Here is a 23,206-nt window from a genome sequence, read left to right on the forward strand (position 1 = left end):
CTGAAGCGCCGCCATTGCGATGGGGACTGCCTGCGGATCAACCTGGGCATGACCACGTGGAACATCGAGGTCATGAAATGCGAACTGGACCAATTTCTGGAACGAGATAGCTGCGTGGCTCAGTTAGAGCGTGTTAGGCACTTTTGGTGAGGTTTCCGAAATGGACGAGCATCAGAACGGCAAAGATGACGAAGTGAAGCCCGGCAAGTGTTTCTGGCAAGCGCTCGTAATCGCGCGCGAGTCGACGAAAGCGATTCAACCAGCCGAAGCTGCGCTCTACAACCCAGCGGCGCGGCAACAGGACAAAGCCCTTTTTCGCTTCCGCCAGTTTGATCACTTGAAGCTCAATTCCCTCGTCAAGCGCGGCCTGCGCAGGTTCCTCGCCGGTATATCCCTGATCGGCAAACGCGACTTTCACTGTCTGGCCGGTGGCCTGCTGGACCTGACGCGCAAGCTCGCCGACCTGTGCACGCTCCTGTTCATTGGCTGGTGTTACATGCACAGCAAGCAACTGCCCCAGAGTATCGACGGCCATATGGACCTTGCTGCCTTGTTTGCGCTTGTATCCGTCATAACCGGCTCGCGGCCCGCTCTCGCACGTCGACTGCAGCGTGCGCCCATCGAGAATCACCGCGCTGGGCTGCCCCTGGCGCCCCTGTGCGACTCGTATGATCGAACGCAAATCGCTGACCATGGCCTCGAAACAACCCGCCTGAATCCAGCGTTGCGTTTGCTGATAGACCATCTCCCACGGCGGGAAGTCATTGGGCAACAGGCGCCAGGGTGCACCCGCGCGCACGATCCAGCGAAGCGCGTTGAACATTTCGCGCAGTTCGTATCGACGCTGCGGTGCGTCTTTGTTCATCAAGGTCAAATACGGCGCGGCGAAGTGCCATTCTTCATCCGATACATCCGTTGGGTAGGGGCGGCGTTTGCTCATTCCGCCAGGTTACCAGGTTTGGCAGCAAGTGCCTAACACGCTCTAGCGGCGAAAATCCAATTCTGGCTACCCATCAGAAAGGAATCGAGTCTTCCCACGGCCCGTCAGGCATATGACGAACGGGAAGGGGTTCAGGCCCGTGCAGAAGGGGCATGGGCAGCACTTCGGAGGCGATAGTTGCGTTCGCGAAGCTGTCGGATGCAAAGCAGCTTTCCGTCCATGTCAGTTCTTCGCGCATCTGGGCAAGGAGCCTGCGCCCGAACGCCATTGGACTCCACGGGTACTCGACTAGGAGGATTTCATCGTCTAGCAGAAATACCACTGGTAGGAAGGTTCGAAACAGCAACAAGGCTTGCTCGTTACGGAAAAGAGAGATTAGAAACTGACCACCAGGTACCAGGAACCACGGTTCGATGGTTCCGGAATCGCCGCGCACCGTGATGCAGCTTGGACGATGCGGATTTATGAGCGAAGATGCCTTGAGACCAGTGGGGGCTTTGATAAAAAGTGCATATTTTTCGAAAGTATGAACGGCAAGGTGCCAAGGGAAATGCTCCTCTCGGAGAAGGAACGTAGTTCCGGCTGGTGCAGTTTGCGCCGAAGCAAGGTCGCACCGGCCCCATCCGTCGCAGCGAAGGTGGGAGTGGAGGGCGATTGCCGAGTTGTCGTGCCGCGCAATGTCACTGCGGCGGCAAAAGCGGTCAACAATCAGCGCAACAGAGGAAGGAAGCTCCTCGACGTCCCTCAGTCGACCGTCCCAGATTTTCTGTAAAACACCTGGAAAGAACCGCTCGCTCTCATAGGCTCGCGGTTCGTAACGCGCATAGAACTCTTCGTGTAGAAACGCATCAGCAATATAGCCCGCAGCCGACAGTTTTGCGCAATATGCATTGAGGTGCTGTCTGAACTCTTCATAAGAATGCGCCGTATGAAGTTGGTGGACAAGTGCAGGATAGTCGTGCGCCAACCACTCCTCGACGATTGGCGAGTCAAGATGCTCATAAAACTCACCCCCGCATTCGTAGCAATTGATGAGTTCAATTGCGGTGTTCAGGGCATATCTGACAATCGACCCAGTCCGTCCTTCTGCGGCACGATCGGCCGCACGGCGGGAGTCAGTGATGTGAGCGGCGATATTGTCTGGTTGTGAGGAAACAATCATGGGGTATCGAAACTTGCGTAAATTAACGTATTCCACCAAGTTTTAACCACGGTTGGAGGTCAAAACTCCGAGGTGTAAGCAAGGTGATTTTCACCACTCGGCTCAGGTTTCAGTAGGGCTCCGCTCAAGCGGCGAAACGGCGGTACGATAGGTTTCATTCATGACCGCGCTTCGATAGAAACGTGCGACGCCCGTGCCGACCCGTTCGCCGTGAAATCCTTGAGCAGCTTTTTCCAGGCAGTAGATGATTTCCAATGCAGCTTCTCCACAACGATATCCGTCACGAGCGGCGTAGGCGGCGTCGTCATGCAGGCCTTGCCGTGTCAGTTCGGCATGAATCCATTCGAAGGCCGTCGCGGTATCGGACGGGCGTTCGTCCTCGTGCATGGCAAGCATGCGCTCGGCATTTGACTCATCGAAAGCGTTCAACCGGAGGAGGTCTTCGATCTCCTTGATCAGGTCTTCAGCCGCGTGGGTTGCCGTTTCATTAATGGCCGTACGCCAGTCCGGAAGATGTTGGTCCAACGCGTCGGTAACAAGCGAAATCTCGAAATCGCGCCAGAATCTCAGTTGTGGCTTGTACACGTATTCGAGCGCGAGAGCGAGATTCATCGAGACGAGGTCTGATGCTTTCATCTTGCAATCCCGCAGATAACCGACCAGGGCGTCGGCGGTATAGGAATGAATGTTGGGAAGCCCGGTGTGGTGGTGAATAGTCATACGTAGTGCTTAAGATATTAGCCGTAATGTTACAGAACGATTTCTCAGAATACTACTTCCTTCAAGAAGAAAAATCAACAAAATCAATAATTTAGATAAATATTTATACGAGCCTGATCAGGCGGCGCAAGCAATAAGTCATCAACGGCCGTTTTTCCTTTGCACTCAGATAATTGCGAATTTCGACCTCTACTGGTGTCGGGGCTAATCTCTACGCGTACTGCCCGACGGGCGAAACGGTGCACACCGCGTTACCTTGTTTCGACGAGGGAGGTCTTAGATCGCGTGCAGCAAAAGTCTCTTGCTTCTCTAGATTTTGCGGGAGGCGTCGAAGGCCGACAGAGGGCGAACGGGCATTGAACACGTGATTCAATGACCTCGCTGACGGCCTCGCTGGATGGAGGCGGGGGCAGCCTTCGTGAGGGCGGATAAAACTGGGTGAAATACTTGCTTTTCGTACTCAACTCGCAGACATGAAAAACTCACCAAACGAATACGGTTCGCCCGATATCAACAAGCCCGAGCAAGCGGGCAGCAGCGCCAGTGTCGTAGATGCGCTACGTAGTCAAGAAGCTGAGGCTGAGTATCTGGTTCGAAGCGCGATGGACTACGTGAATGAACTGATTCGCGTCAACGAAGGTCGGTGGATTTTTTACAGAAACATTAATGCTTCGCTTCTCGAGCAATGGCTGAAGGAAGACCACCCAAATTTGCATCGATGTGTGATTCGGATTGGCGCATATGACGTGTTCAAGCAGCAACTACTGGAATACTGTGGAAGATTCTCAGCGGCGAGAGCCCTCGCGCAAAGGTACTTGATAAGCTATTTCTGGTCATTGCAGACCTCTCTGGTGATGCCGTTTCGTCTCGAAGAGGGGGGCGACCGCGAGGAGATATACGAGCTGTCTGACGTCGACACGGAATCGTATTTCCCAGGTGTCGCAAGTGACATCGATAGCGGGCGTTTGACACATACCGAGGATTTGCCAACGATGGTTGCATTGCTTGTTGACCGCTTCCTGCGCCTGAGACACTCAAACCGTCATAACAATGAGCGCATCGCGCTTCACACGAGACTCACGGAACAGTGCGGTCGGTGGTCCGATTGGGGCAAAGTGAACGATGCTCCGCTTGGAACGGCTTTTCTTGTCAAACGACGCGCGTTTAGCGAGGAGCTGTACTCGCTTACGTCCGAGAGATATGTGCTTGTTATGAGGATGCCAGAAGACACTACGTTGGATTTTCTCATTCAGGGTGCCCGCGTTGCCAGGCTTGTCGACACTAGTTGTGAGCAACCTGAGCACTATCTTGCGCTGTCGGAGGGGAGAATAGCAATCCCGGTTCTGCGCAATGACGAGCTGCTGCTCAAGTTCCGCAACTTTATCCCGATTGTTTTTCTGGTAGGAGAGAAGATGTGGCTGGTCGAGTACGAATGGAACCCGACCGCGTACGGGAACGATTTCATCGACGATGTACGTAGTGGCACTATCCAGACAAGCGATACCAACGCTGTCGAGGGCGATGAAGCAATGGTTGAGGAGGCGAATGCGAGAGGAACAGGAGACGCTGTCGTGATTGCCGAGATTCGTGCAATGCCGGTTATCCCGGAAACACCGTTTTACCTCCTCCCTGACTACATAGAGCGTGTCTGGAACGATTCGATACCGTTTTGATATCGATTGCCCTGCCAGTGCCGACGACCTGTCGGCCTGGCCTGACAGCGATTCCGCGAGAACAGTACCCAGACTGTCCGATCAGCCAGAGGATGTGGAAAACCTCGAACCTATCGCGTTTCCAGCGTGCAAGCGCAAGCAGAGAGGGCGGATCTCCTCGCTTTCAACCGATCCATGCCCTCGGACGTGGTAATCGAAGTCAGTGTCGGCAGCGCACCGCTCGTTACGCATGGCCTGCGGCGAGTCTCATCCGAAAGCCAAGGCGGGAACTTCCTTCGCCTTAATCTCCGCGAAGCTCACAGACGATTCCATCGTTCGGGCGCGTAGCTCATACGCCCCCTGACTTGCGGATCCAACACGCGGTTGTCACTGACGGTAGGCAGCAGGAGCCGTCCCGAGAGAGACATCGGTGGCTCGATATCACGGCGCATTCACTGAGCCGTTAGCTTGGCAACTACCGTGTAGCGGCCGTGCGATTGATACTCAAACCGAACTCGATGGTGTCAAAAATGGTTGGCTTGAGTTGGCTGCCGTCGGGTCGGGACAAGGTCTGGCTCTCGGCCGCGTAGGTCCAGTCCCCATCGTTTAGCTTGTAACAGTCCCGGTATCTCGGATGGGACCGCGTCATCGACGCGAAATCCGTGAAGCGATTGAACCGGTACACAACAAGAATTACCACTTTCTCGAAAACGTACGCAACGGGTAGGTCCGACCGGAATTGCGCGAGAGCAAGCATTGCATCGTCGTAGGGCATCCAGAATGAACCGTTCACCTTCAAGTGGCTCCGGGTTTCATCGTTCTGACGTCTTGAAAAGAATGGGCACGGGCCATCATCCTTTGCGAGCCAGTCCCGATGCTGACGCCAGTCTTCCGGCAAGCGTACCGCGAGGCAGTGCCGCTCGCCGGAGAGGTGCCAGAGAGACTTCGGCAACTCCATACGGTCGATTAGAAAGAGAGTGTTGCCAGAAGGCGCATCGGCACGAAGTCGACTGATCGCCGCGCTGCTCCAATCGGTCTCATAGACGGCTTGCGTTTCGTTCGGATGTGACGGACGCAGGCGGCAGCTGAACATCGCGTAGACGTCTTCTGCTGAAACTCCGTGAACCATGTCATCGGGCATTGTCGACATCATCAATTTGATGATACGGATAGCGAGAGCGCGGTCACTGTGCATCGTAATCTGCCCGCGCACATAGTAACCGAGCGCTGCCCAGACAACCTGGATGCGGATATACGATTCGAGCAGACGTGTGGCAGCGACGTGAAACTCATCGATGCGGTCCTCAGCGTGCAAAGCCCTCACGAGGTCGGGTTTGTCCTGTTGCAACCATTCGGTCACGACGTTTATGTCGACTGTTTGCCAGAAATGGTCCTCGCGTCCGTTGTCCATACGTGTCAGATGTCGGAAGGCCCAGTTCACGGCAGCTTCGACATTGTCGGTAGGGGGAGCGGCCATCTCGAATCTGGGGGCGCGAGTTGCCCATTCGTGGTCGAACCAGAGAGGTTTCACCGGCCGACGGAATTCATGCCTAAGGGCTCGCTCAGCCCGATTCAGCCGACCGTCGATGTCGGGTCGCTGCGCGATGTTGAGCGCTGCCTTCGCGAAAATGTCGCGAAATTCTTGTGAAACCGGTGCGTCCGATTCGGTTAGCGCATATTCAAGGTGTTCGAACTGAACGCGATGTTCGGGGATGTTCCAGCAGTACGGGTCATATTCATCCCGGTCGACGAACTGAGTCGAGAACTCGCGCAACTTTGTGTATTCGTCGAGCAACGTGATGAGTTTGTCTGCGAGTCCTTCTTTGTATATCTGGAACGTCAACCTGGGATTCTGTTTTCGAAGGATCCACATCAGCAGGTTTGTCGGGGCTCGGTAAATGCCCGTCGAGATAGAGTCATCGAGCAGCGCCAGATGCGAAGTGGCTGCTAGGAGGGCGTCTTTGAGCAGAAGGTCTGCGTTTTCTTTTGTCATTGGAGGTCTTACCCTGTTGGTGAACTTGGAGTCTGTTTTCTATAGGCTCCGCGTTTTATCCAGTCCGAGATCCCGCGCCACGAGCTAACTGTTGCTGGGTAGCGCGCGTGTCGACTTTCGTTCAACTTGTCTCTTAAAACTCAGCGCCTTTCTTTCACGGCTTTTCGTGCGTTCCCCACGACCGGTCGCCATTTGTTACTAGAGAGACGATTGACAGTTCGCAAAGATCGCATGTTTCAGCATGGTGTGAATCACTATCGTGTGTTTTTTCGATTTTTAAATGCGATAAAAATATGGATTAGTCACTATGTTGTATTCGTGGACGAGCGCATTTACCGAGATTTGAGTGCAATTTTTTGGGTACGAATCAACGTCTCGGTGAGGGAGCAGGGAACGGTCGCGTGATCTCGTTGACTGTAAGATCGGCAGAAGAACATCAACGATAACAGTGGGTTGCATAAATACTTATGCATCGTGGGCTGGCAGCAGTGAACGCTCTTCTGGGCTGTATCCGACCAGGCTCTTCGTCCATATTTCACGTTGCGTATAAATTCGAGATAAAAAGTCAGCGAATGCGATTTACCCATCGCGCTTCAGCTTGGTGCATTTTTTATCCGCAAATATGGGTTAATCACTATGTTGCCTTTTCGGCCCGCGGAAAATAAGATGTGCGGCATGTAATTCATGAGAGCGCAAAACACGTATTTAAAAAATGAAAAGCAACATTACTCAAAAACAGGCATCCGTATATCTTTCCACGTACGCCGGCGGCGGTTCCGAGTCGCTGGACCCATTCATCGGAGACCCGTGTCTTGTTTGTGCGGCCGATTCTGACGCGTGGCTTGGCAAGGGAAGTTTCAGGGTCGGGGCGATTGACAATCCGAAGGCGCCCGTCCTGTTCGTTGAGAACAGGACGGGCGACAACAGATTTCACTACGTACTGATGGACCCGTCTGACCCCGCTTTGCGGCGTTCACTGGAGATTTGGATGCGTAAGCGCTGCTTCGTTGTGGTGGTGAGGGCAGCCGGAGGTGTTGCCGTCAGTGGCTGCAGTCTGGCGGACGACGGTATTCAGATTATCGAGCGCCTGCTCAGCCAGAGTCAGAAACCAAAATCCAAAATGTACAAGCGATTTGTTCAGTCTGCGCTGGAGCATCAGGCGCTAGAACAATATGCGCGCACGCAGTTGCAGAAGGAGGTTGGCTTGACATGTACTCCAGCAGTCGAAGTCCAGGTTTTGACTAACGGAGCAATTCGCCGGAGTGATGAGAGCGACCCGGCACACCCATTTGTTCGAGGCTCGTCAGGTAGCGAAGCGGGTTCGCCGCGGCAGCCAGGCGCTCAAACGTTGCGTCCTTTGGTACCCCTTGGAATGGTACATAAGGCTCGCGATTTCGCGGATATGTCCTCGTCGGCGGCAAAAATGAACCCAGAAGCGCCTGTCCTCACCGGTACCATTGACGTCAAGCGGTTCGTGGAAGCATCAAGGACGGACGGGTGCTTCGGCTTTGGAAATTTCAAAGTGGGCGACCGCCTGGTGCTGTCGTTTCGAATGCAATCGGGCTCGGCACAGGTTTACTGGCTCGCGGATTCCGCTGATCCGGAAGTCTGGCGAACGATTGACAACATGAAAAAATGTGGGGAAGTAGGGTTCATGTTGACTCAAGGCAAGGAAGCCGTATTCGTTCCGTGGAAGCTGGAAGGGCAGAGTGACGTGATTAGTACGTTCCGTGCAGGATGCCTGTCGCATCCTGATGGCTTGTCAGATGCGGCTGCATATCTGGCTGGTAGCGGATTTGTGGAGAAGCAGGCGACATCTGATGTTCCGGGTATTCCACTGAGTTACGTGCAGGTGAACCTGCTGTTTACACCGACAGCTGAGATGATAAATGACGCGTTGAGTGCGATTGCAGGTTCTGCTCCGGCACGCCACGATACGAGTGTCTTTCCGGACTTTGCAAGTGCGGGGCACACGCTCCACTAGCCGAAGGGGACGGTTAGGTCCGAGTGTGGTTGCAACGGAGATGGTGAAAAAGTCGGAACGTTGGGCTGTTCACCATTCCGGATACTCTTGCTCGGACCTTCTGCAGCGTTCTCACGATATTGGTGAGGCGCGAACTACACGTCAATATTGGCCGGACTCGACCACTAGCAGGCTGTTGAAAAACACCTTGCCGGCTTGAGCACTTCGTTTCATTGAGTCGCTGCGCCGATTGGGTTGATATCGCTTTAGTGCTCGAAACCTTTCATTTCATTCAGGTGGACACAATGCCATTTCCGCGCCGCATGTTGCGCCTATGCCGCTTTCGCGGCGAGCGTGCGCATGCGAGTCAGGTTGTAAGCCGCCTGAGTCAACAGGAAGAGCTGGTCAACATGGCTGATTCGTCGATTTAAGTCTACGAGAGTCGATGCCGCAGCTTGTGCCCCCATCCGCAGCATTCGCCGGCAACTCAGAGAGGGCGGGGATTTCCCCTGCTAGCACGCTTCACGCCGTTGCTGGTCGCTAATGTAGCGATGCCCCCCCGGAAACGCACCTGGTGAGCGTGCACGGTGCGGAAGTAAAGGGTAGAAGAAGCGCGAGGTCGCGTCGAGGACCGGAACCCCGACGCTTTGCTGCTTGCTGCTGGTTTGTAGCGTCACGGCTCTTTGGGCCCTGGCGGATGAACTCCGCCGCCCTCCCAAACACCCGTTGCAAGCCAATACTCGTAGTGGAAAAGCCATTCGGCGGCCCATGGGATGTACGTTTCAGCAAACTTCATGTCGCGGCGCCACTCTCGGGCTTTTGGCCACCAGAGACAGAGCTTTGTCTTGGGGCGGTCGTACTTGTAGATATGAGGCGGCGGCTTCCCAGCATTTGATGCCACGATGTCTGGAGAGATCACGTACATGTCGGGGAAACCGTTACGCCGGATCACCAGCAGACATTTGTATAGTTGCGAGAAAGGTGACGGGGCAATCTCGAAACAATAGCGTAGCTCGACGCCACGAATCCGCGTGAGTTGGGCGCCCGGCAGGGCGAGGGCTTGCAGCTCACGCGCGTGGTGCTCCAAGGTCGGCATCGGAGCATTGCGACGGGTCGTCATGTCCCGAAAAAATTGTGCTTACGCGATTGAACTGTCACAGGCATGGCAGTCCCAGTAAAGAAAGTCGCCTTGCCTGCAGCGCGTTCTTTCTGTTGTTTCTCGAGAAGAGCTTTTTCGACGGCCTTCGCCGGGCGTTGCCCAAAAACTAGTCGAACCTCATCGATCACCGAATCGATGCCTTTACGTTCTTCGATAACCGCGAGAATGCGCTCGATGTCGTCCACCAGCTTTGCGATCCATTGACGAAACGCTTGTTGGCGTTCCGTGGTGTTCATATCTTCCGCGAGGTTGCTGGCCGGCGCCGCCGGGTTGGGCAGTTCCCAGAATTCTTTCCGTCCGTCTGAAGTGCTCACGAACTTGGTAGGCATGGCTTCCACAACGTCCAGCAGCAGTTCGAGCGGCGTCGTGTGGAAAATGGGTGCCTTCTCGGCGTACGCATGAGCGGCAAGTGTCGTGATGAAAATCGACGATGGCGCGTAGTCTTGTACGCCGCTGCTGCCGCCGAAACTCACATTTCGATGGAGCTTCAGCACCTGCACGATGCGGCACAGCAACGGCTCGAACACCTCGTCGGGATCATTCAGCGGTACAATTTCCGCCGATTTTCTGACGGAATCAAACACTGCAGCTTCGATCGCCTGCAAATTGGCTGCTATCGCCGTTCTTTCCTTGAAAAATTTCGTGTAGCCGAGCGGGTTCGTGGATTCGAAGCGCGCAACCGACTTATCGGGAATCCGCGCATGCGTCGCGCCGTACGGATTGCTGTGCGCGGGGTCGTCGTCAATGACCGGAGCAATGTCTGCACACATTCCACCTGCGTAGCAGAGCGTGACGCAACGATCCCACTTCTTCAGTGTCAGGCCGTGCGTGTTTGCGTACTCTTCGAATGCGACCTGAAAGTGATTCAGCAGACGGGCCGGCCCGCGTTCATCGCCATATCGTCGGAGCGCGGCCGGTTCGAGGCGCGCAATCAGGTCGATATCGAAGCCGTCGCGGGAATCATCTTTCGGACGGACCATCGTTCCCAGTTGACGTGAGCCGTGCGGATGGATCTGCTTGATCAACCCGTCGAACTCGACGCGCTGAGCCAGGAATTGTGCTGTGCTGTTATACGAGGACTCAATCTGTTCCAACTGTGTCGACGTCGGAATCTGCTGTTGCGCGATAGAGTCCAGTAGAAAAAAGAAATTATCGGACATCGCGCGGGACACGCCCGCCCGCCGCGCGGGTTTTGAGATGAGGTCTCGCTGCATTGAATATCCCCGAAATCAGACTGGCGCTATCGCATGTGTATTTCGATAGCGTACACTATATCTTGTGTCGATGAATAATATGATGGCAAGTATAGTGGTTTTATGCGCGAACCGGTAAAATTGCGCATCGGGAATTCATGAATGATTAAGCGTTCGCCTAAGATGCTCGTGATGACTGGGTGCGCTACAAACGGTACGGAACGTTAGTTATGGGAATTGCGACACGTCAGAATGCCGCGGATATGCTGCGGCTGCAAAAGGCTCGCCGTGTTCTTTACGGCCAGGTCAAGACCCTGCAAGGGTGGATAATCGGAGTGACGTTGCTGCTGCCAGTCGCCAGTGCGACGGCCGCCGCACTGCGGCCTGAGTGTCGGCCGTACGTAGCCATTGCCGCGCTGCTGCTGGTGGTGCTCGACGCCAGCTTTTTCGATCGGTGGGTGAAGCGCAGCCTCAATGAGGGCGCCAAGCTTCAGGAAGAGTTTGACTGCTCGGTTTATGAACTCGGCCGCAACAAATTCGTCACGGGTGGCAAAGTTGACGCGGAAGATGTCGCGAAGTACGCACGGAGACCGTTGAAAGCGAGAATCGAAAGGACGTTCCGCGATTGGTATTCGCCAAGCGTTGATGAGATTCCACTGTCCGCCGGACGGGTCGTGTGCCAGCGTTCCAATCTTCGGTTCGATATCAGCCAACGACGGCAATACAGTTCGTTACTCACAGGCGCGATCGTTGCGATTGTCGTGAGCACGATCTTGCTCGCCTTGTATTTGCAACTTGCACTTCCTGATGCGGTATTAACATTTGGTGCACCACTAACGCCGATCGTGAACTGGTTACTTCGCGAGCGTAATCGTCACGTCGATACTACGACGACTGTGGAACGCCTGAAAGGTGAATCGGAAAAACTGTGGGATGAGATATTGAGGTCGGCCGATGACGTCTCATTCGAGAGCAAGACACGAGAGTTGCAGGATGCGATTTTCAACTTTCGCGCGACCAGTCCGCTAGTCTTTGATTGGGTCTACGGTTTATTGCGTACCGGCTTGGAGTCCGACATGTTGGAAGGCGCGCATGCATGGGTAGATGAGTACAAGAAGGCGAGGGCGGTGAAAGTAGTCTGATTTGCCTGGTTTTGCGGATTGTTCGAGAATCCCTTTTTATCCGCCCGTATCTACAGTCAGTATCGTTCGTCGTTGGTTATCATGCGTGGCACCGTTGTGGACAAAGGAAGAGACTCATTGGAACAACTTGCAAGGACGAAGAGGTATCTCAAGAGAGTAGAAGATATCTATGCAGGTATCTTTTCTTCATCGGGTCATGACGCGGAGGCTTACGATGATGACGTGATTTCGTTCTTCATTCATTGCTACCACGTCAGGGACTGGATCATTCACCTTAACGATATCGGCATCACCGCACGACAGGTGGACTCATACATAGACAGTCATCAAGCGCTGCGTATTTGTGCGGATCTGGCAAACGGATCCAAGCATTGCATATTGACACGGTCCTTGCGAACTGCTCGCCAGCCGCTGATCGCAGGACGAGAGAGGAATACTTCCTTCTGGCTTGTTGGCGATGGAGGTCGAGGTGGAGAGGTGATGCAGTCCAAGTATACGGTTGTGAGCGGCCCCGAGCATTTCGATGCCCTCGAGCTGGCCGCGGAGTGCGTTCAGCTATGGGAAACATATATACGAAACTTTGCGCGAAGCATTTCTGAGATTCAGGCAAACACCTCGCGATAATGCGATCTCGAATCCCATAAAGAAAAACGAATCTGAGATTGCCGTACCGCGACTTGACGTCGAGCCCATTCTTGAACAAGGATCACGGTTCGATGTAACTTCGCCAACCCGGGAATCGGTCAAGAAAGTCGTTGGGTGTTTCGAAACCGACCAAGGCCAGTGATTTCCCATTGGTTGTTTTGGGGAAATCTGGAAACAGCACCTCTTGGGTTTTGAAGCCAAGCGCCGTTTCCACATCGCGTTTCAACACAATACGCTCATCTGTATCGACACGAAACTTTAAAAACATGCGGGGTCTCCCGTCTACGCGCAAAGATAAGATACCATTCCTGTGCATGTGCAGTCGGATCATCCGATAACGACATAGAACGGTTCTGACTTGCCGTACAGCCTTCCGTCGCTTTTTCCAACCAAAAATGCCTCAACGAAGTGAACGCCTCGATAGGACAGACCTTCCGTCCTCGAAAAACCTGAGTCGCTGGGATAGAAATCACCTCGCAGCGAGTTCGCATTGTAAGCTTCTCGGTCGGTGTTTGTGACTCGCCATTCGACCTTGTAGCTGCTCGGAAAAGGCGCACCGACGTTGTTCGTCGCGGTGAACCGGACTGCGCGACCAGGCTGCAACGGGTCGAGCGACTCGACCGCCCGAAGATACGCCCCCGTGTGGAGGTCAACAGATCGGCCGTGATTTTGACGGTGAGTTGCTGCGTCGCCGAACGCCATTTGGGTCGACGAACATATGGCAAGCGCGTTATACGTGCCGGTAGGGCTGCGCGACCTTTCTGCCTGATCAGATCAACAAGATCGCGGAACTGCCCGAAAAGCGCGACAGTATTGCTTCCAGCGACAACGGATTCGCTGATGCGCGAGGATTCCTTGGCTTCGCTGGCGGCAAACTCATCTCCGAAGACTCGCTGCCACTTGCCGATCGATTCATCGCGATCGGTCTCGTCGTATGCGTCGTCAATCCAACCGCGATAGAGATTAATCTTGTCGCGAAAGTTCGAGTACCGCGTTTGGTCCCAGACACGGCTCTGGACCTCCGAAGAGAGTACAGGGTTCAAAACTGTAGGCACGGACTGGTGCCACTGCAGCCAGTCGTCAAGGCGGCCCATCACGGTCTTCAGGCAGGTAGGCGTGTCTGCAAACGCGGCACTATCTTTGTCCGTGTCGTAGATAAGAGAGCCAACGAGCGTCGTGAAAAGAAACGATGGACATGTGAAGTTCGATTTGATATCTCGCAGATACTTCAGCAGTCGTGTGACCTTTTTGAGATCGTTGCCGCCGGCGATGGCGTTGCGGCCCGTTACCCAGTCGGTGTACGCCAGTGGCGCTGACGTCTCGAACGCGTTCGAAATGCGGTTGCAGACTTCGTACGTATCCGGAAAGAGCCGACCCTTGACGCACGGGGCGATGTCAATGCGACGATCGCCCGCATATTCAATGGTTACGCAGTGCGAGTAGCGACGCACCTTATCCTTGTAGATGTGGTGAGCGTCAAACATTCCACCTAGCTTGTTAACGTAATCTTTCGCTTCCCAACCAGCCACAGATTCAACGATAACCAGCAGGTCGGCGTCGAATTCGTCTCCCGAAACCGGCTTGATGATAGTTCCGTGATCCCATGAACCGTGGGCGGCGAAGCTCAAAATTCTAGGACTCCAGTCAGAACCCTTGATAGCTGTCTTGACTGCATCAACACTGGTTGTGAGCAGGTCGATCCGGGTTTTGTTGAGGTTGACTTCCTCGTCGAGGAAAGTTTTGAATTGATCTACGAGCCTCATGGCTTATGTCCTCTTCGCATCTTCTTTTTCGCTGTCACCAACAGGCATACGGCCGCCTATGCGCAGCACCTCGTTCGCCGCCCGCTGGCACGCTCGCGGAATTTGGGGTGAAGGTTCGGATATCAAGATCCATAGGTCTACGTTCGTTACGCAGTAACAACCTGCGAAACGACTCGCGTTCGGAGAAGGATCGGGGCGCGACACCAGTCCCAGTCGCGCAGAGCTAGTAGTTCACGGCAGAGTCAGAAGCTCGCGAGCGTTCCGGGGACGAAGGTCGACAACTGGTGAGAGTATCCGGGAGTGGACGGCTCTTGTGGCACGCGACGCATTGATGTCGCGAAGTCCCACCACAGCGACTGGAATGGGTAGCGCAGATAAAACCATCGCACACACAGAGAGCAGCCACCGACGTCGGAAGCTCGCTATCACGCGTCAGTGTGGTAGAAGCAGAGTGGCAGAGACTGCATACGCGCGGTTAAATGTTCCGTAGTTGCGGCCTTCAAATATGCTGGGCGGGACTTGAAGGAGGCCTTGCTAAAGAAGTCGGTGATCGTGTCGATATCCAAGGTTATCTCCGATACATCGACGGACCATGCAAGAAGCGCGACATCCTTTCACCGGTAAACCCATCACCGCAGAGCAATATTTTCTTGAGTTTGGCCGTCCAGTGGCGTCCTCGTCAGCGGTCGACAACCGTCCGCGAGCGAAATGCCCGTTCTGTCCGCAGCGGATGTCTGTAGTCGGTGCTGCGAAGGGAGGGCACTTTGCGCATCTTCCCAAATCGCTTTGGTGCCCTAGCAAAGAGAAGACTGCCGAGCCGTACTTGAAGCTTACTCCGACTGAACCAGATGACGAGGCTGCGGCGCGCCTGAAAGCGGATTTCCGTGAGACTTGGCCGCTGCACTACGCGCGACTGGAAGAGATTGCGCCAGGCTTTTCTCACAGAGAATTTATCGTATTGCTGTCGCGGGCCAACCAATTGAACATCTGGGCTTACAAAGACCTGCAACTTCAGCATTTGCCCTATATTTTACCGCTTTTGGCGGATTTTTCTCCCGCAACCGGTCGGCAGTTGCGCAACGATGCCAACGCGAATGTGCCCGTCCGAAGGCTATGGCTACGCTTCATGTATAGCTCAGAGGTGCGTCGTGCCGAGGATTTATGGATTCATCCAAGCGGAAAGGTAGAGTTTTTTCGTGTTAGCTATCGCCCGCCGGCGCGATCGGCGCCACGCCCCAAGGACATTCTGAAAAGCGTCGAAATTGAGCGTACCGATGCATTCCTGTCTGCGACCCCGCGGCTTCTCCCGGGATTTGTGATTGCCGAGATAGAAAAGTGGCTCGATCTTCACATGGACTGATGGCCGAGCGAACGACTCAGACTGATAGCGGCCGCTTTATTGGTGATGACGAAGTCTGGAGGAATGTTCTCAAGAGCGAGACGTTCTGCCACATCTCTAACACCGTTGAGCGTCGTTTGCGATCTCGCACACCAAACTTGTACGCCTGAAAGCCTGTCGTTATGTCCGGCAGCACCGCAGTGCAAGTCGCCCGAGGCCGCCCACGCGTCAAGTATTGACCGGATACGCTCGTCAGTTTCGATTGTCTTGTTGAGCAATTCCAAGATCGTGGTTGCCGACGCAGGCAGGTATTGCCAGGAGAACTCCAGATTAAGTAGAGGGTCCGCCTGTACGTTGCTAGCAACTATCAGGATGTTGCATTCGTGGTGAGTGTGTGGCACGTGTTGATTCCGGAATGGTGGGTCATTGATACGTATAGGAAGAGCCGTTTGTTCTAACGTGCACAAATTCGCCGCAGATTGAGCAGCGAGTGAAAGGTTGCGCAGCGGCATACGAATGCGGCTCAGATGCTATCCGGCAATGACGGCTGCGAAGGGGAGGGGCCGGCAAGGCGAGGTTGAGCTGTCGCCGGATTAACGCAGCGGCAGCGCAGCTCACTGATCGCGACAACTACAACTTGTGGCGAACATTAGCTTGGAGGCGTTGCTGTTAGCCTGCGTGGAGGGGTGGTGTGTACGTATGGAGCCCGGCGGCCCGCCAGTTAGCTGCCGGTCAAATGCGGGTCGCAATTGCTTACGCTTCCGCGTGTCATTGCCGATCGAACTTGCAACAAGAGTGCTGGATTCCGTCGCGGATGGACGGCGCTTATTCAAGGCTGTCGAGCGCGCTTGTTGTTACCTCGTAGGTTAATCAACCCAAGGGGCAAGCGGCACCCCCATTTCAGATTTCTTTGTGTCGCGAACTTTGCCAGTTCAGATTTATTTGTCAAATCACATGCCGCAAGACGGTGGCATAAGGCTTCCAGCCCGATAGCTCAAACTATGCTAGATCGCGTGCTTTTGCGACGCAAGTACGGGCGCGTTTTGCATGGCGAAGCGATTTCGACAGTGTTGACGAGAAATTGTATTAAAAACAGAGGGTTATGTTTCAGTTCAGGTTTCTTTGTCACTCAGATTTCTGGCTTTTGCAGGGCGTAGACCAGATTTATTTGTCTGATTCGGCGAGTTCAGATTTGTTTGTCCCGGAACAGGTTTCGTTTGTCTTTAACCAGAACGTCCTGAGCCAGAGGGGGTTGAGCATGCGGCATTGTCATCGGCATTTGCGATGACAGTCAATGGTTTCAGGCGGCTTCCCGATTGCCAATGAAATCGATACCATGGCCGTTGCATCTGGGCGAGCGCGCCCGGGCCAGCGCGATCGCCGCCTGCGCGTCGCCCCTCCGAACTTCATCATGACCCGCGATTCCTCACACACCGCGCTACTGTGGATCGTCGCCGCCGCGTTCTTCATGCAGGCGCTCGACACGACGATCGTCAACACGGCGCTGCCTTCGATGGCGCAAAGCCTTCACGCGTCGCCGCTCGCGATGCAGCCCGTCGTCGTCTCGTACTCGCTGACGATGGCGCTTCTCACGCCCGCGTCCGGCTGGTTCGCCGACCGCTTCGGCACGCGCCGCGTGTATTTCGCCGCGATCCTCGTGTTCGTGCTCGGCTCGCTGTGCTGCGCGGGCGCGCATACGCTCGACCAGCTGGTGATCGCGCGCGTGCTGCAAGGCGTCGGCGGGTCGATGCTGCTGCCGATCGGGCGGCTCGCCGTGTTGCGCAGCGTGCCGGGCGAGCAATACGTGTCGGCGCTCGCTTTCGTTTCGATTGCGGGGCAGGTGGGACCGATCGTCGGGCCGACGCTCGGCGGCTGGCTCACGCAGGCCATTTCGTGGCACTGGATCTTTCTCGTCAACGCGCCCGTCGGCGCAATCGGTCTCATCGCCGTGCAGCGCTTCTTGCCGCACGACAACGCGACGCATCCGCCGCCTTTCGATTTCATCGGCTGTGGACTGCTGTCGCTCGCGATGATTCTGCTCTCGCTCGCCATCGATCCGCCGATGAACGCGCATCGCGTCGAGTGGTCGGTGGGTCTGGCGTTGGCAGGCGTGATCGCGGCGCTCGCGTACATTCCGCATGCGCGCACAAACGCACGGCCGCTGTTCAGGCTCGCGCTCTTCAGCGAGCCGAATTTCAGCGTGGGCCTGATCGGCAATCTGCTGTGCCGGATCGGATCGAGCGCGGTGCCGTTCATGTTGCCGCTGCTGATGCAGGTGCAACTCGGCTATTCGCCGTTGCGCTCGGGACTGATGATGCTGCCCGCCGCCATCGCGGGCACCGTGTCGAAGCAATGGATTGCGCCGCTCATCAAGCGCTTCGGCTATTCGGCGTTTCTGCTCGTGAATACGATGATCGTCGGCTCGACGATCGTGGCGTTCGCGCTCGTCTCCAGGGAATCGACGCCGCTGCTGGAAATCGCGTTGCTCGCCCTGTTCGGCGCGGCCAACTCGATGCAGTTCGCCGCGATGAACAGCGTCACGCTGAAGGGCCTCTCGCACGCGGACGCGGGCAGCGGCAACAGCCTCTTTTCGATGGTGCAGATGCTCGCGATTGCGCTGGGCGTATCGATCGGCGGCGGCCTCGTCAATCTGTTTTCCGCGCGCTGGGGCTCGTCGTCGGCGGGTTTCACATTCAGCTTCGTGTGTGTCGGCGTGATCACGTTGCTGTCGGCGCTCGTGTTCCGGCGGCTCGATGTGTCGGCGGCGCGGCCGGCCGTTGCGGCACGCACGGCGCGCTGACGCGCTTCAGGCTGTCGCCTGCGTGAGCCGGGCGCGCTCGACGAGATGATCGACCATCCGCTGCGCGGCCGGCTGTAGCGATTCGAAATCGCGAAAGCACACCACGAATTTGCGCTTCGCCCATTCGTCCGTGAGCGGAATGACGCGCACATCGAGAATGCGCGCGTAAGTGTCGCCGACCACCTGCGGAATCACGCTGATGCCGAGCTTCGCGGCTACCACGCGAAACGCAGCATCGAAGTTCGACACCACCGCGCGATAGGACACCGTGCCGCCCACGCGCGCGGCGGCGCGCTGCAACATCATGTGCACGGCGGTTGTCGGCGGCAAGCCGACATGTTCGTAATCGAGCGTGTCCGTGAAGCGCAGCGTCGCGCGCTTTGCCAGCGGATGTTCCGGATGCACGGCAAGGGCAAGCCTGTCCTCGCGATACGGCCGATGCTCGAGACCTTCCAGATCCACGTTGTCCCAGCACACGCCGACCGACGCGGCGCCTTCCCGCAAGCGCCGCACGAGATCGTGCGACAGCCACTCTTCGACATGCACGCGGATGTTCTCGTGCGCGGGCATGCTCATGAACGACGCGACGTCATCCAGCAGACTCTCCGCGATCGCCGATGCCGACGCGCACACACTCACGCTGCCGCGCAGGCCGCTGCCGAACGCGGCGACATCGCTTGCAATCCGGTCCATCGTGAATAGCACATTGCGCGCGTGTTCGAGCAGCGCGTTGCCTGCGGGCGTCGGCAACACGCCGCGCCGCGAGCGCGTGAAAAGCGGTACGCCCAGATCGCTCTCCAGTTGCGCGATCCGCTTGCTGACGGCGGATGGCTCGATGTGCTCGTCGTGCGCGGCGCGCGCCATGTTCTTGTGCTCGCAGACGGCCACCATCAGCCGCAAGGTTTTCAGGTCGATGTCGCGCATCGGTCGTGTCTCCGTGTGAGTTTCCGTACGGGAAACCTGGCGCTTCCAAATTAGCGCTTTATGTATCAGATGGAATGTCTAAAGTTAGCACAACGCCGGCACTTGCAACGACCGGCACGCACACGGAGACATTTCCATGCCCCCATTCCCCTCGGCCGTCGTGATCCGCGAAGTCGGCTTGCGCGACGGGCTGCAAAGCATTCAGACCATTCTTTCGACGCAGCAGAAAATCGAATGGATTGCCGCTGCACATGCTGCCGGCCAACGCGAAATCGAAGTCGGCTCGTTCGTGCCCGCGCGTCTGTTGCCGCAGCTTGCGGACACGGCTGAACTCGTCGCGTACGCGAAGACGCTGCCGGATTTGCGCGTGTCGGTCCTCGTGCCGAACCTGAAAGGCGCCGAACGCGCGATCGATTCACGGGCCGACCTGATGCTCGTGCCGCTCTCCGCGAGCCATGCGCACAGCCTCGCGAACCTGCGCAAGACGCCCGATGAAGTGGTGGCGGAAGTGGCGCGCATGCGTGCCGCGCGCGATGCGGCGGGCTCGCAGACGCTGATCGAAGGCGGCATCGGCACGGCGTTCGGCTGCACGATCCAGGGCGCCGTCGATCAGTCCGAGGTGCTGCGTTGCATGCAGGCGCTGCTCGATGCAGGTGCGGACCGCGTCAGCATTGCGGATACCGTCGGATACGCGAGCCCCGCCGCCGTGCGCGATCTGTTCGAAAAGGCGCGTCGCATCGCGGGCGAGCGCTTCTGGTGCGGCCACTTCCACGACACGCGCGGCCTCGCGCTCGCAAACGTCTATGCGGCGCTGGGGACGGGCGTCGCGCGCTTCGATGCGACGCTCGCGGGCATCGGCGGCTGTCCGCATGCGCCGGGTGCCAGCGGCAATGCATCGAGCGAAGACCTCGCGTTCATGCTCGCGGACATGGGCATCGATACGGGCATCGACATCGAACAGTTGCTCGCGTTGCGCGCACGCGTTGCGCAATGGCTGCCCAATGAGACGCTGCGCGGCACGCTGTGGCTCGCGGGTTTACCGAAGACATTTCAACAGCGCGCAATTCAAACCGCTATTGCCTGAGGATCGACATGAGCACTTCCACACGACTGCCGCTCGAAGGCGTGCGCGTCATCGAATTCACACATATGGTCATGGGTCCGACGTGCGGAATGATCCTCGCGGATCTCGGCGCCGAAGTCATCAAGATCGAGCCGCCCGGCGGCGACAAGACGCGCAAGCTGCCGGGTCTCGGCATCGGCTTTTTCCGCACGTTCAATCGCAACAAGAAGAGCGTCGTGCTCGATATCAACACGGCCGAGGGTCATGCCGCGGCAGAAGAACTGATCGGCCAGTGCGACGTGATGCTCGAGAATTTCCGGCCCGGTTTGATGACGAAGCTGGGCCTCGACTTTGACACGTTGTCGAAGAAGTATCCGCGGCTGATTTACGTGTCGCACAAGGGCTTCTTGCCGGGGCCCTATGAAAAGCGCCTCGCGCTCGACGAAGTTGTGCAGATGATGGGCGGCCTCTCATACATGACGGGGCCTGCGGGCCGTCCGCTGCGCGCGGGCACGTCGGTCAACGACATCATGGGCGGCATGTTCGGCGCAATCGGCGTGCTGGCCGCGCTGCGCGAGCGCGATTTCACGGGACGCGGACAGGAAGTGCAAAGCGCGCTGTTCGAGAACTGCGTGTTCCTCGCGGGCCAGCATATGCAGCAATACGCGATGACGCATGAAGCGCCGCCCCCGATGCCGTCGCGCGTTTCCGCGTGGAGCGTGTACGACGTCTTCACGCTCGCGAACGACGAGCAGCTGTTCATCGGCGCAGTGAGCGACAAGCAGTTCGTCACGTTGTGCGATGTGCTCGAACGCCCCGATCTCGCGAACGAACCGCAGTTCGCGGACAACGCGATGCGCGTCGCCTTGCGCCCCGAACTGCTCGCGCGGCTCGGCGACATCCTCAAGCACCATCGCGCGGAAGAACTCGTGCCGAAGCTCGAAGCGGCAGGCATTCCGTACGCGCCGATCGTGCGCCCCGATCAGCTGTTCGACGATCCGCATCTGAAGCAAAGCGGCGGCCTCGTGCCGATGCAAACCGACGACGGCGACACCACGGAAGTCGTCCTGCTTCCGCTGACGATGGGCGGCCGCCGGCCCGGCGTGCGTCAGGCGCTGGCGAAGGTCGGCGAACACACGCAGGAGATTCTCGCGCGGCTGACGAGACGAACGGCGGCGTGATCGATTCAAGAGGAAGTCGATAAACGAACGACACACAAACCATCAGGCAAACACACCAACTCAAAGCCGATGGGGACAATCAGGAGACACCTATGCAGCGCACTCTCACCGCAGATGACCCGTCGTTTGCGTCAACGGAAGCCCACACCAATCTGCGCGCCGCTGCCGCCTTGTCGGCGCGAATGGACCGCTTGCCGGTCACGCGTTATCTGTGGATGCTCGTTCTGCTGATCTCGCTCGGCGGGTTTTTCGAGGTCTACGATCTGATCTTCACCGGCTACATCGCGCCGGGTCTCGCGAAGAGCGGGATGTTGAAGACCACGACGGAATCTTTCTTCGGCCTTCAAGGCATTGCAGGATTCATCGCGTCGACGTTCGCGGGCCTGTTCGTCGGCACGTTCTGTTTCGGCTGGCTGCCCGATCGCTTCGGGCGGCGCAAGGTCTTCACGGTATCGCTGCTGTGGTATTCGATCGGCTCGGTGATCATGGCGTGCCAGACTTCGCCGGAAGGGCTGATTCTGTGGCGCTTCATCACGGGCATCGGCGTCGGCATCGAGATCGTGACGATCGACAGCTACATCACCGAACTCGTTCCGCAGCATATGCGCGGCCGTGCGATGGCGTTCAATCAGGCCGTGATGTTCGCTGCCGCGCCTGCTGCCGCGATTCTTTCGTACTGGCTTGTGCCAACGACGTTCATGGGCATCGACGGCTGGCGCTGGGTCGTGCTGCTCGGCGCGGCAGGTGCGGTGATCGTGTGGTTCATCCGCCTCGTCGTGCCGGAAAGCCCGCGCTGGCTCGCGAGTCATGGTCACGTCCAGCGCGGCGAGCGTGTCGTGCGCAAGATGGAAGAGATGGCCGAACTGCAAAGCGGCCGGGCATTGCCCGCGCCGTTGCCCGTCGTCGAACAACCTGTGCATCGTCGCGCGTCGCTGGCCGAGTTGTGGCAGGCGCCCTATCGCTCGCGTCTGATCATGCTGATCGTTTTCAACTTCTGTCAGGCGATCGGCTATTACGGTTTCGCGAACTGGGTGCCGACGCTGCTCATCGGACAGGGCATCACCGTGACGAAGAGCCTGTTGTATTCGTTCATCATCGCGATTGCGCTGCCTTCCGGGCCCTTGCTCGCGATGCTGTTCGCCGACAAGGTGCAACGCAAATGGCTGATCGTGGGTTCAGCGTTCGCCGTGGTCGTGTTCGGCTTGATGTTCGGCCAGATGAAAACGGTGGTGCCGCTGATCGTGCTGGGCGTGCTGATCAGCCTCGCGGGGCAGACCATCTCCGTTTGCTATCACGCGTATCAGGCCGAGCTGTTTCCGACGCGTATCCGTTGCCGCGCGAATGGTATCGTGTATTCGGCGAGCCGCGTGGGCGCGATGATGTCGGGTTTCATCATCGCTCATCTGCTGCGCGAGTTTGGCGTGGCGGGTGTGTTCGTGGGGATTACGGCCTGCATGCTCGTCGTGATGATTTCGATTGGTGGTTTCGGTCCGAAGACTAACGGCATGCGGCTCGAAGATCTGTGTCACTGAAGTTACGGAGGCGGCTGAAAAGAAAAACGCCGGCC

The 23,206-nt window shown here is 56.9% G+C and carries 19 protein-coding genes; 9 read left to right on the forward strand and 10 right to left on the reverse strand.

The features are described 5' to 3' along the window. Positions 1-133: 133 nt before the first annotated feature. The 3 genes from FRZ40_RS32375 to FRZ40_RS45370 form a co-directional block, all read right to left on the reverse strand. Positions 134-940, reverse strand: a complete 807-nt coding sequence (locus tag FRZ40_RS32375; protein ID WP_147233640.1) for an IS5 family transposase — start codon at positions 938-940, stop codon at positions 134-136. Positions 941-1,013: 73 nt separating this feature from the next. Continuing rightward, on the reverse strand, positions 1,014-2,102 hold the full coding sequence (locus FRZ40_RS32380) for a hypothetical protein (protein WP_147236935.1): 1,089 nt from the start codon (positions 2,100-2,102) through the stop codon (positions 1,014-1,016). 102 nt (positions 2,103-2,204) lie between these two features. Beyond that, a complete protein-coding gene (locus FRZ40_RS45370) occupies positions 2,205-2,822 on the reverse strand; it encodes a hypothetical protein (RefSeq protein ID WP_240057409.1) in 618 nt (205 codons plus the stop codon). 473 nt (positions 2,823-3,295) lie between these two features. Here FRZ40_RS45370 and FRZ40_RS32390 point away from each other — a divergent pair, with 473 nt between their 5' ends. Further along, positions 3,296-4,495 carry a hypothetical protein gene (locus tag FRZ40_RS32390; protein ID WP_147236936.1) on the forward strand — a complete coding sequence of 400 codons (1,200 nt, stop codon included), beginning with the start codon at positions 3,296-3,298 and terminating at the stop codon, positions 4,493-4,495. 454 nt (positions 4,496-4,949) lie between these two features. Here the strand turns inward: FRZ40_RS32390 and FRZ40_RS32395 are convergent, their stop codons facing one another. Beyond that, positions 4,950-6,467, reverse strand: a complete 1,518-nt coding sequence (locus tag FRZ40_RS32395) for a hypothetical protein (protein ID WP_147236937.1) — start codon at positions 6,465-6,467, stop codon at positions 4,950-4,952. Positions 6,468-7,179: 712 nt separating this feature from the next. On the opposite strand from FRZ40_RS32395, the gene FRZ40_RS32400 reads away from it, so the two are divergent. Next, a complete protein-coding gene (locus FRZ40_RS32400) occupies positions 7,180-8,451 on the forward strand; it encodes a hypothetical protein (RefSeq protein WP_147236938.1) in 1,272 nt (423 codons plus the stop codon). 652 nt (positions 8,452-9,103) lie between these two features. Here FRZ40_RS32400 and FRZ40_RS32405 read toward each other — a convergent pair. Both FRZ40_RS32405 and FRZ40_RS32410 read right to left on the reverse strand, forming a co-directional pair. After that, complete coding sequence (locus tag FRZ40_RS32405; RefSeq protein ID WP_147236939.1) at positions 9,104-9,550, reverse strand: type II CBASS E2 protein; 447 nt, start codon at positions 9,548-9,550, stop codon at positions 9,104-9,106. Next, the gene (locus tag FRZ40_RS32410) at positions 9,547-10,803 is read right to left on the reverse strand and encodes an SMODS domain-containing nucleotidyltransferase (RefSeq protein WP_240057410.1); all 1,257 of its coding nucleotides are present in this window, start codon (positions 10,801-10,803) and stop codon (positions 9,547-9,549) included. Before FRZ40_RS32410 ends, FRZ40_RS32405 begins: the two co-directional genes overlap by 4 nt. 209 nt (positions 10,804-11,012) lie before the next feature. Here FRZ40_RS32410 and FRZ40_RS32415 point away from each other — a divergent pair, with 209 nt between their 5' ends. Together FRZ40_RS32415 and FRZ40_RS32420 are read left to right on the forward strand one after the other, a co-directional pair. Then, positions 11,013-11,924, forward strand: a complete 912-nt coding sequence (locus FRZ40_RS32415) for an S-4TM family putative pore-forming effector (protein ID WP_147236940.1) — start codon at positions 11,013-11,015, stop codon at positions 11,922-11,924. Positions 11,925-12,041: 117 nt separating this feature from the next. Further along, the gene (locus FRZ40_RS32420) at positions 12,042-12,548 is read left to right on the forward strand and encodes a hypothetical protein (RefSeq protein ID WP_147236941.1); all 507 of its coding nucleotides are present in this window, start codon (positions 12,042-12,044) and stop codon (positions 12,546-12,548) included. An 82-nt stretch (positions 12,549-12,630) separates the two neighbouring features. Here the strand turns inward: FRZ40_RS32420 and FRZ40_RS32425 are convergent, their stop codons facing one another. Then, a complete protein-coding gene (locus FRZ40_RS32425; protein ID WP_147236942.1) occupies positions 12,631-12,837 on the reverse strand; it encodes a hypothetical protein in 207 nt (68 codons plus the stop codon). Next, positions 12,806-14,332 carry an SMODS domain-containing nucleotidyltransferase gene (locus FRZ40_RS46475; protein WP_205019825.1) on the reverse strand — a complete coding sequence of 509 codons (1,527 nt, stop codon included), beginning with the start codon at positions 14,330-14,332 and terminating at the stop codon, positions 12,806-12,808. The genes FRZ40_RS32425 and FRZ40_RS46475 overlap by 32 nt, the downstream gene beginning before the upstream one ends. Positions 14,333-14,924: 592 nt before the next feature. Here FRZ40_RS46475 and FRZ40_RS32435 point away from each other — a divergent pair. Continuing rightward, complete coding sequence (locus FRZ40_RS32435) at positions 14,925-15,692, forward strand: hypothetical protein (RefSeq protein WP_147236943.1); 768 nt, start codon at positions 14,925-14,927, stop codon at positions 15,690-15,692. On the opposite strand, the gene FRZ40_RS32440 is transcribed toward FRZ40_RS32435, so the two are convergent. Next, positions 15,680-16,072, reverse strand: coding sequence for a hypothetical protein (locus FRZ40_RS32440; protein WP_147236944.1), 393 nt, complete (start codon positions 16,070-16,072; stop codon positions 15,680-15,682). The two genes, FRZ40_RS32435 and FRZ40_RS32440, sit on opposite strands and share 13 nt — an antisense overlap. Before the next feature lie 1,010 nt (positions 16,073-17,082). On the opposite strand from FRZ40_RS32440, the gene mdtD reads away from it, so the two are divergent. After that, a complete protein-coding gene (gene mdtD, locus FRZ40_RS32445) occupies positions 17,083-18,471 on the forward strand; it encodes a multidrug transporter subunit MdtD (protein WP_240057411.1) in 1,389 nt (462 codons plus the stop codon). A gap of 6 nt (positions 18,472-18,477) precedes the next feature. Here the strand turns inward: mdtD and FRZ40_RS32450 are convergent, their stop codons facing one another. After that, positions 18,478-19,395, reverse strand: coding sequence for a LysR substrate-binding domain-containing protein (locus tag FRZ40_RS32450; protein ID WP_147236946.1), 918 nt, complete (start codon positions 19,393-19,395; stop codon positions 18,478-18,480). A gap of 136 nt (positions 19,396-19,531) precedes the next feature. Between FRZ40_RS32450 and FRZ40_RS32455 the strand changes: the two genes are divergently transcribed. From FRZ40_RS32455 to FRZ40_RS32465, 3 genes are all read left to right on the forward strand, one after another. Then, positions 19,532-20,479: a hydroxymethylglutaryl-CoA lyase gene (locus tag FRZ40_RS32455; RefSeq protein WP_147236947.1), complete on the forward strand. Its 948-nt coding sequence runs from the start codon at positions 19,532-19,534 to the stop codon at positions 20,477-20,479. An 8-nt stretch (positions 20,480-20,487) separates the two neighbouring features. Then, entirely contained in the window at positions 20,488-21,639 is a 1,152-nt protein-coding gene (locus tag FRZ40_RS32460; RefSeq protein ID WP_147236948.1) for a CaiB/BaiF CoA transferase family protein, read from the forward strand. 92 nt (positions 21,640-21,731) lie between these two features. After that, a complete protein-coding gene (locus tag FRZ40_RS32465; protein WP_147236949.1) occupies positions 21,732-23,171 on the forward strand; it encodes an MFS transporter in 1,440 nt (479 codons plus the stop codon). Positions 23,172-23,206 lie beyond the last annotated feature (35 nt).

Origin of the sequence: Paraburkholderia azotifigens (assembly GCF_007995085.1) — a bacterium.
GTDB lineage: Bacteria > Pseudomonadota > Gammaproteobacteria > Burkholderiales > Burkholderiaceae > Paraburkholderia > Paraburkholderia azotifigens.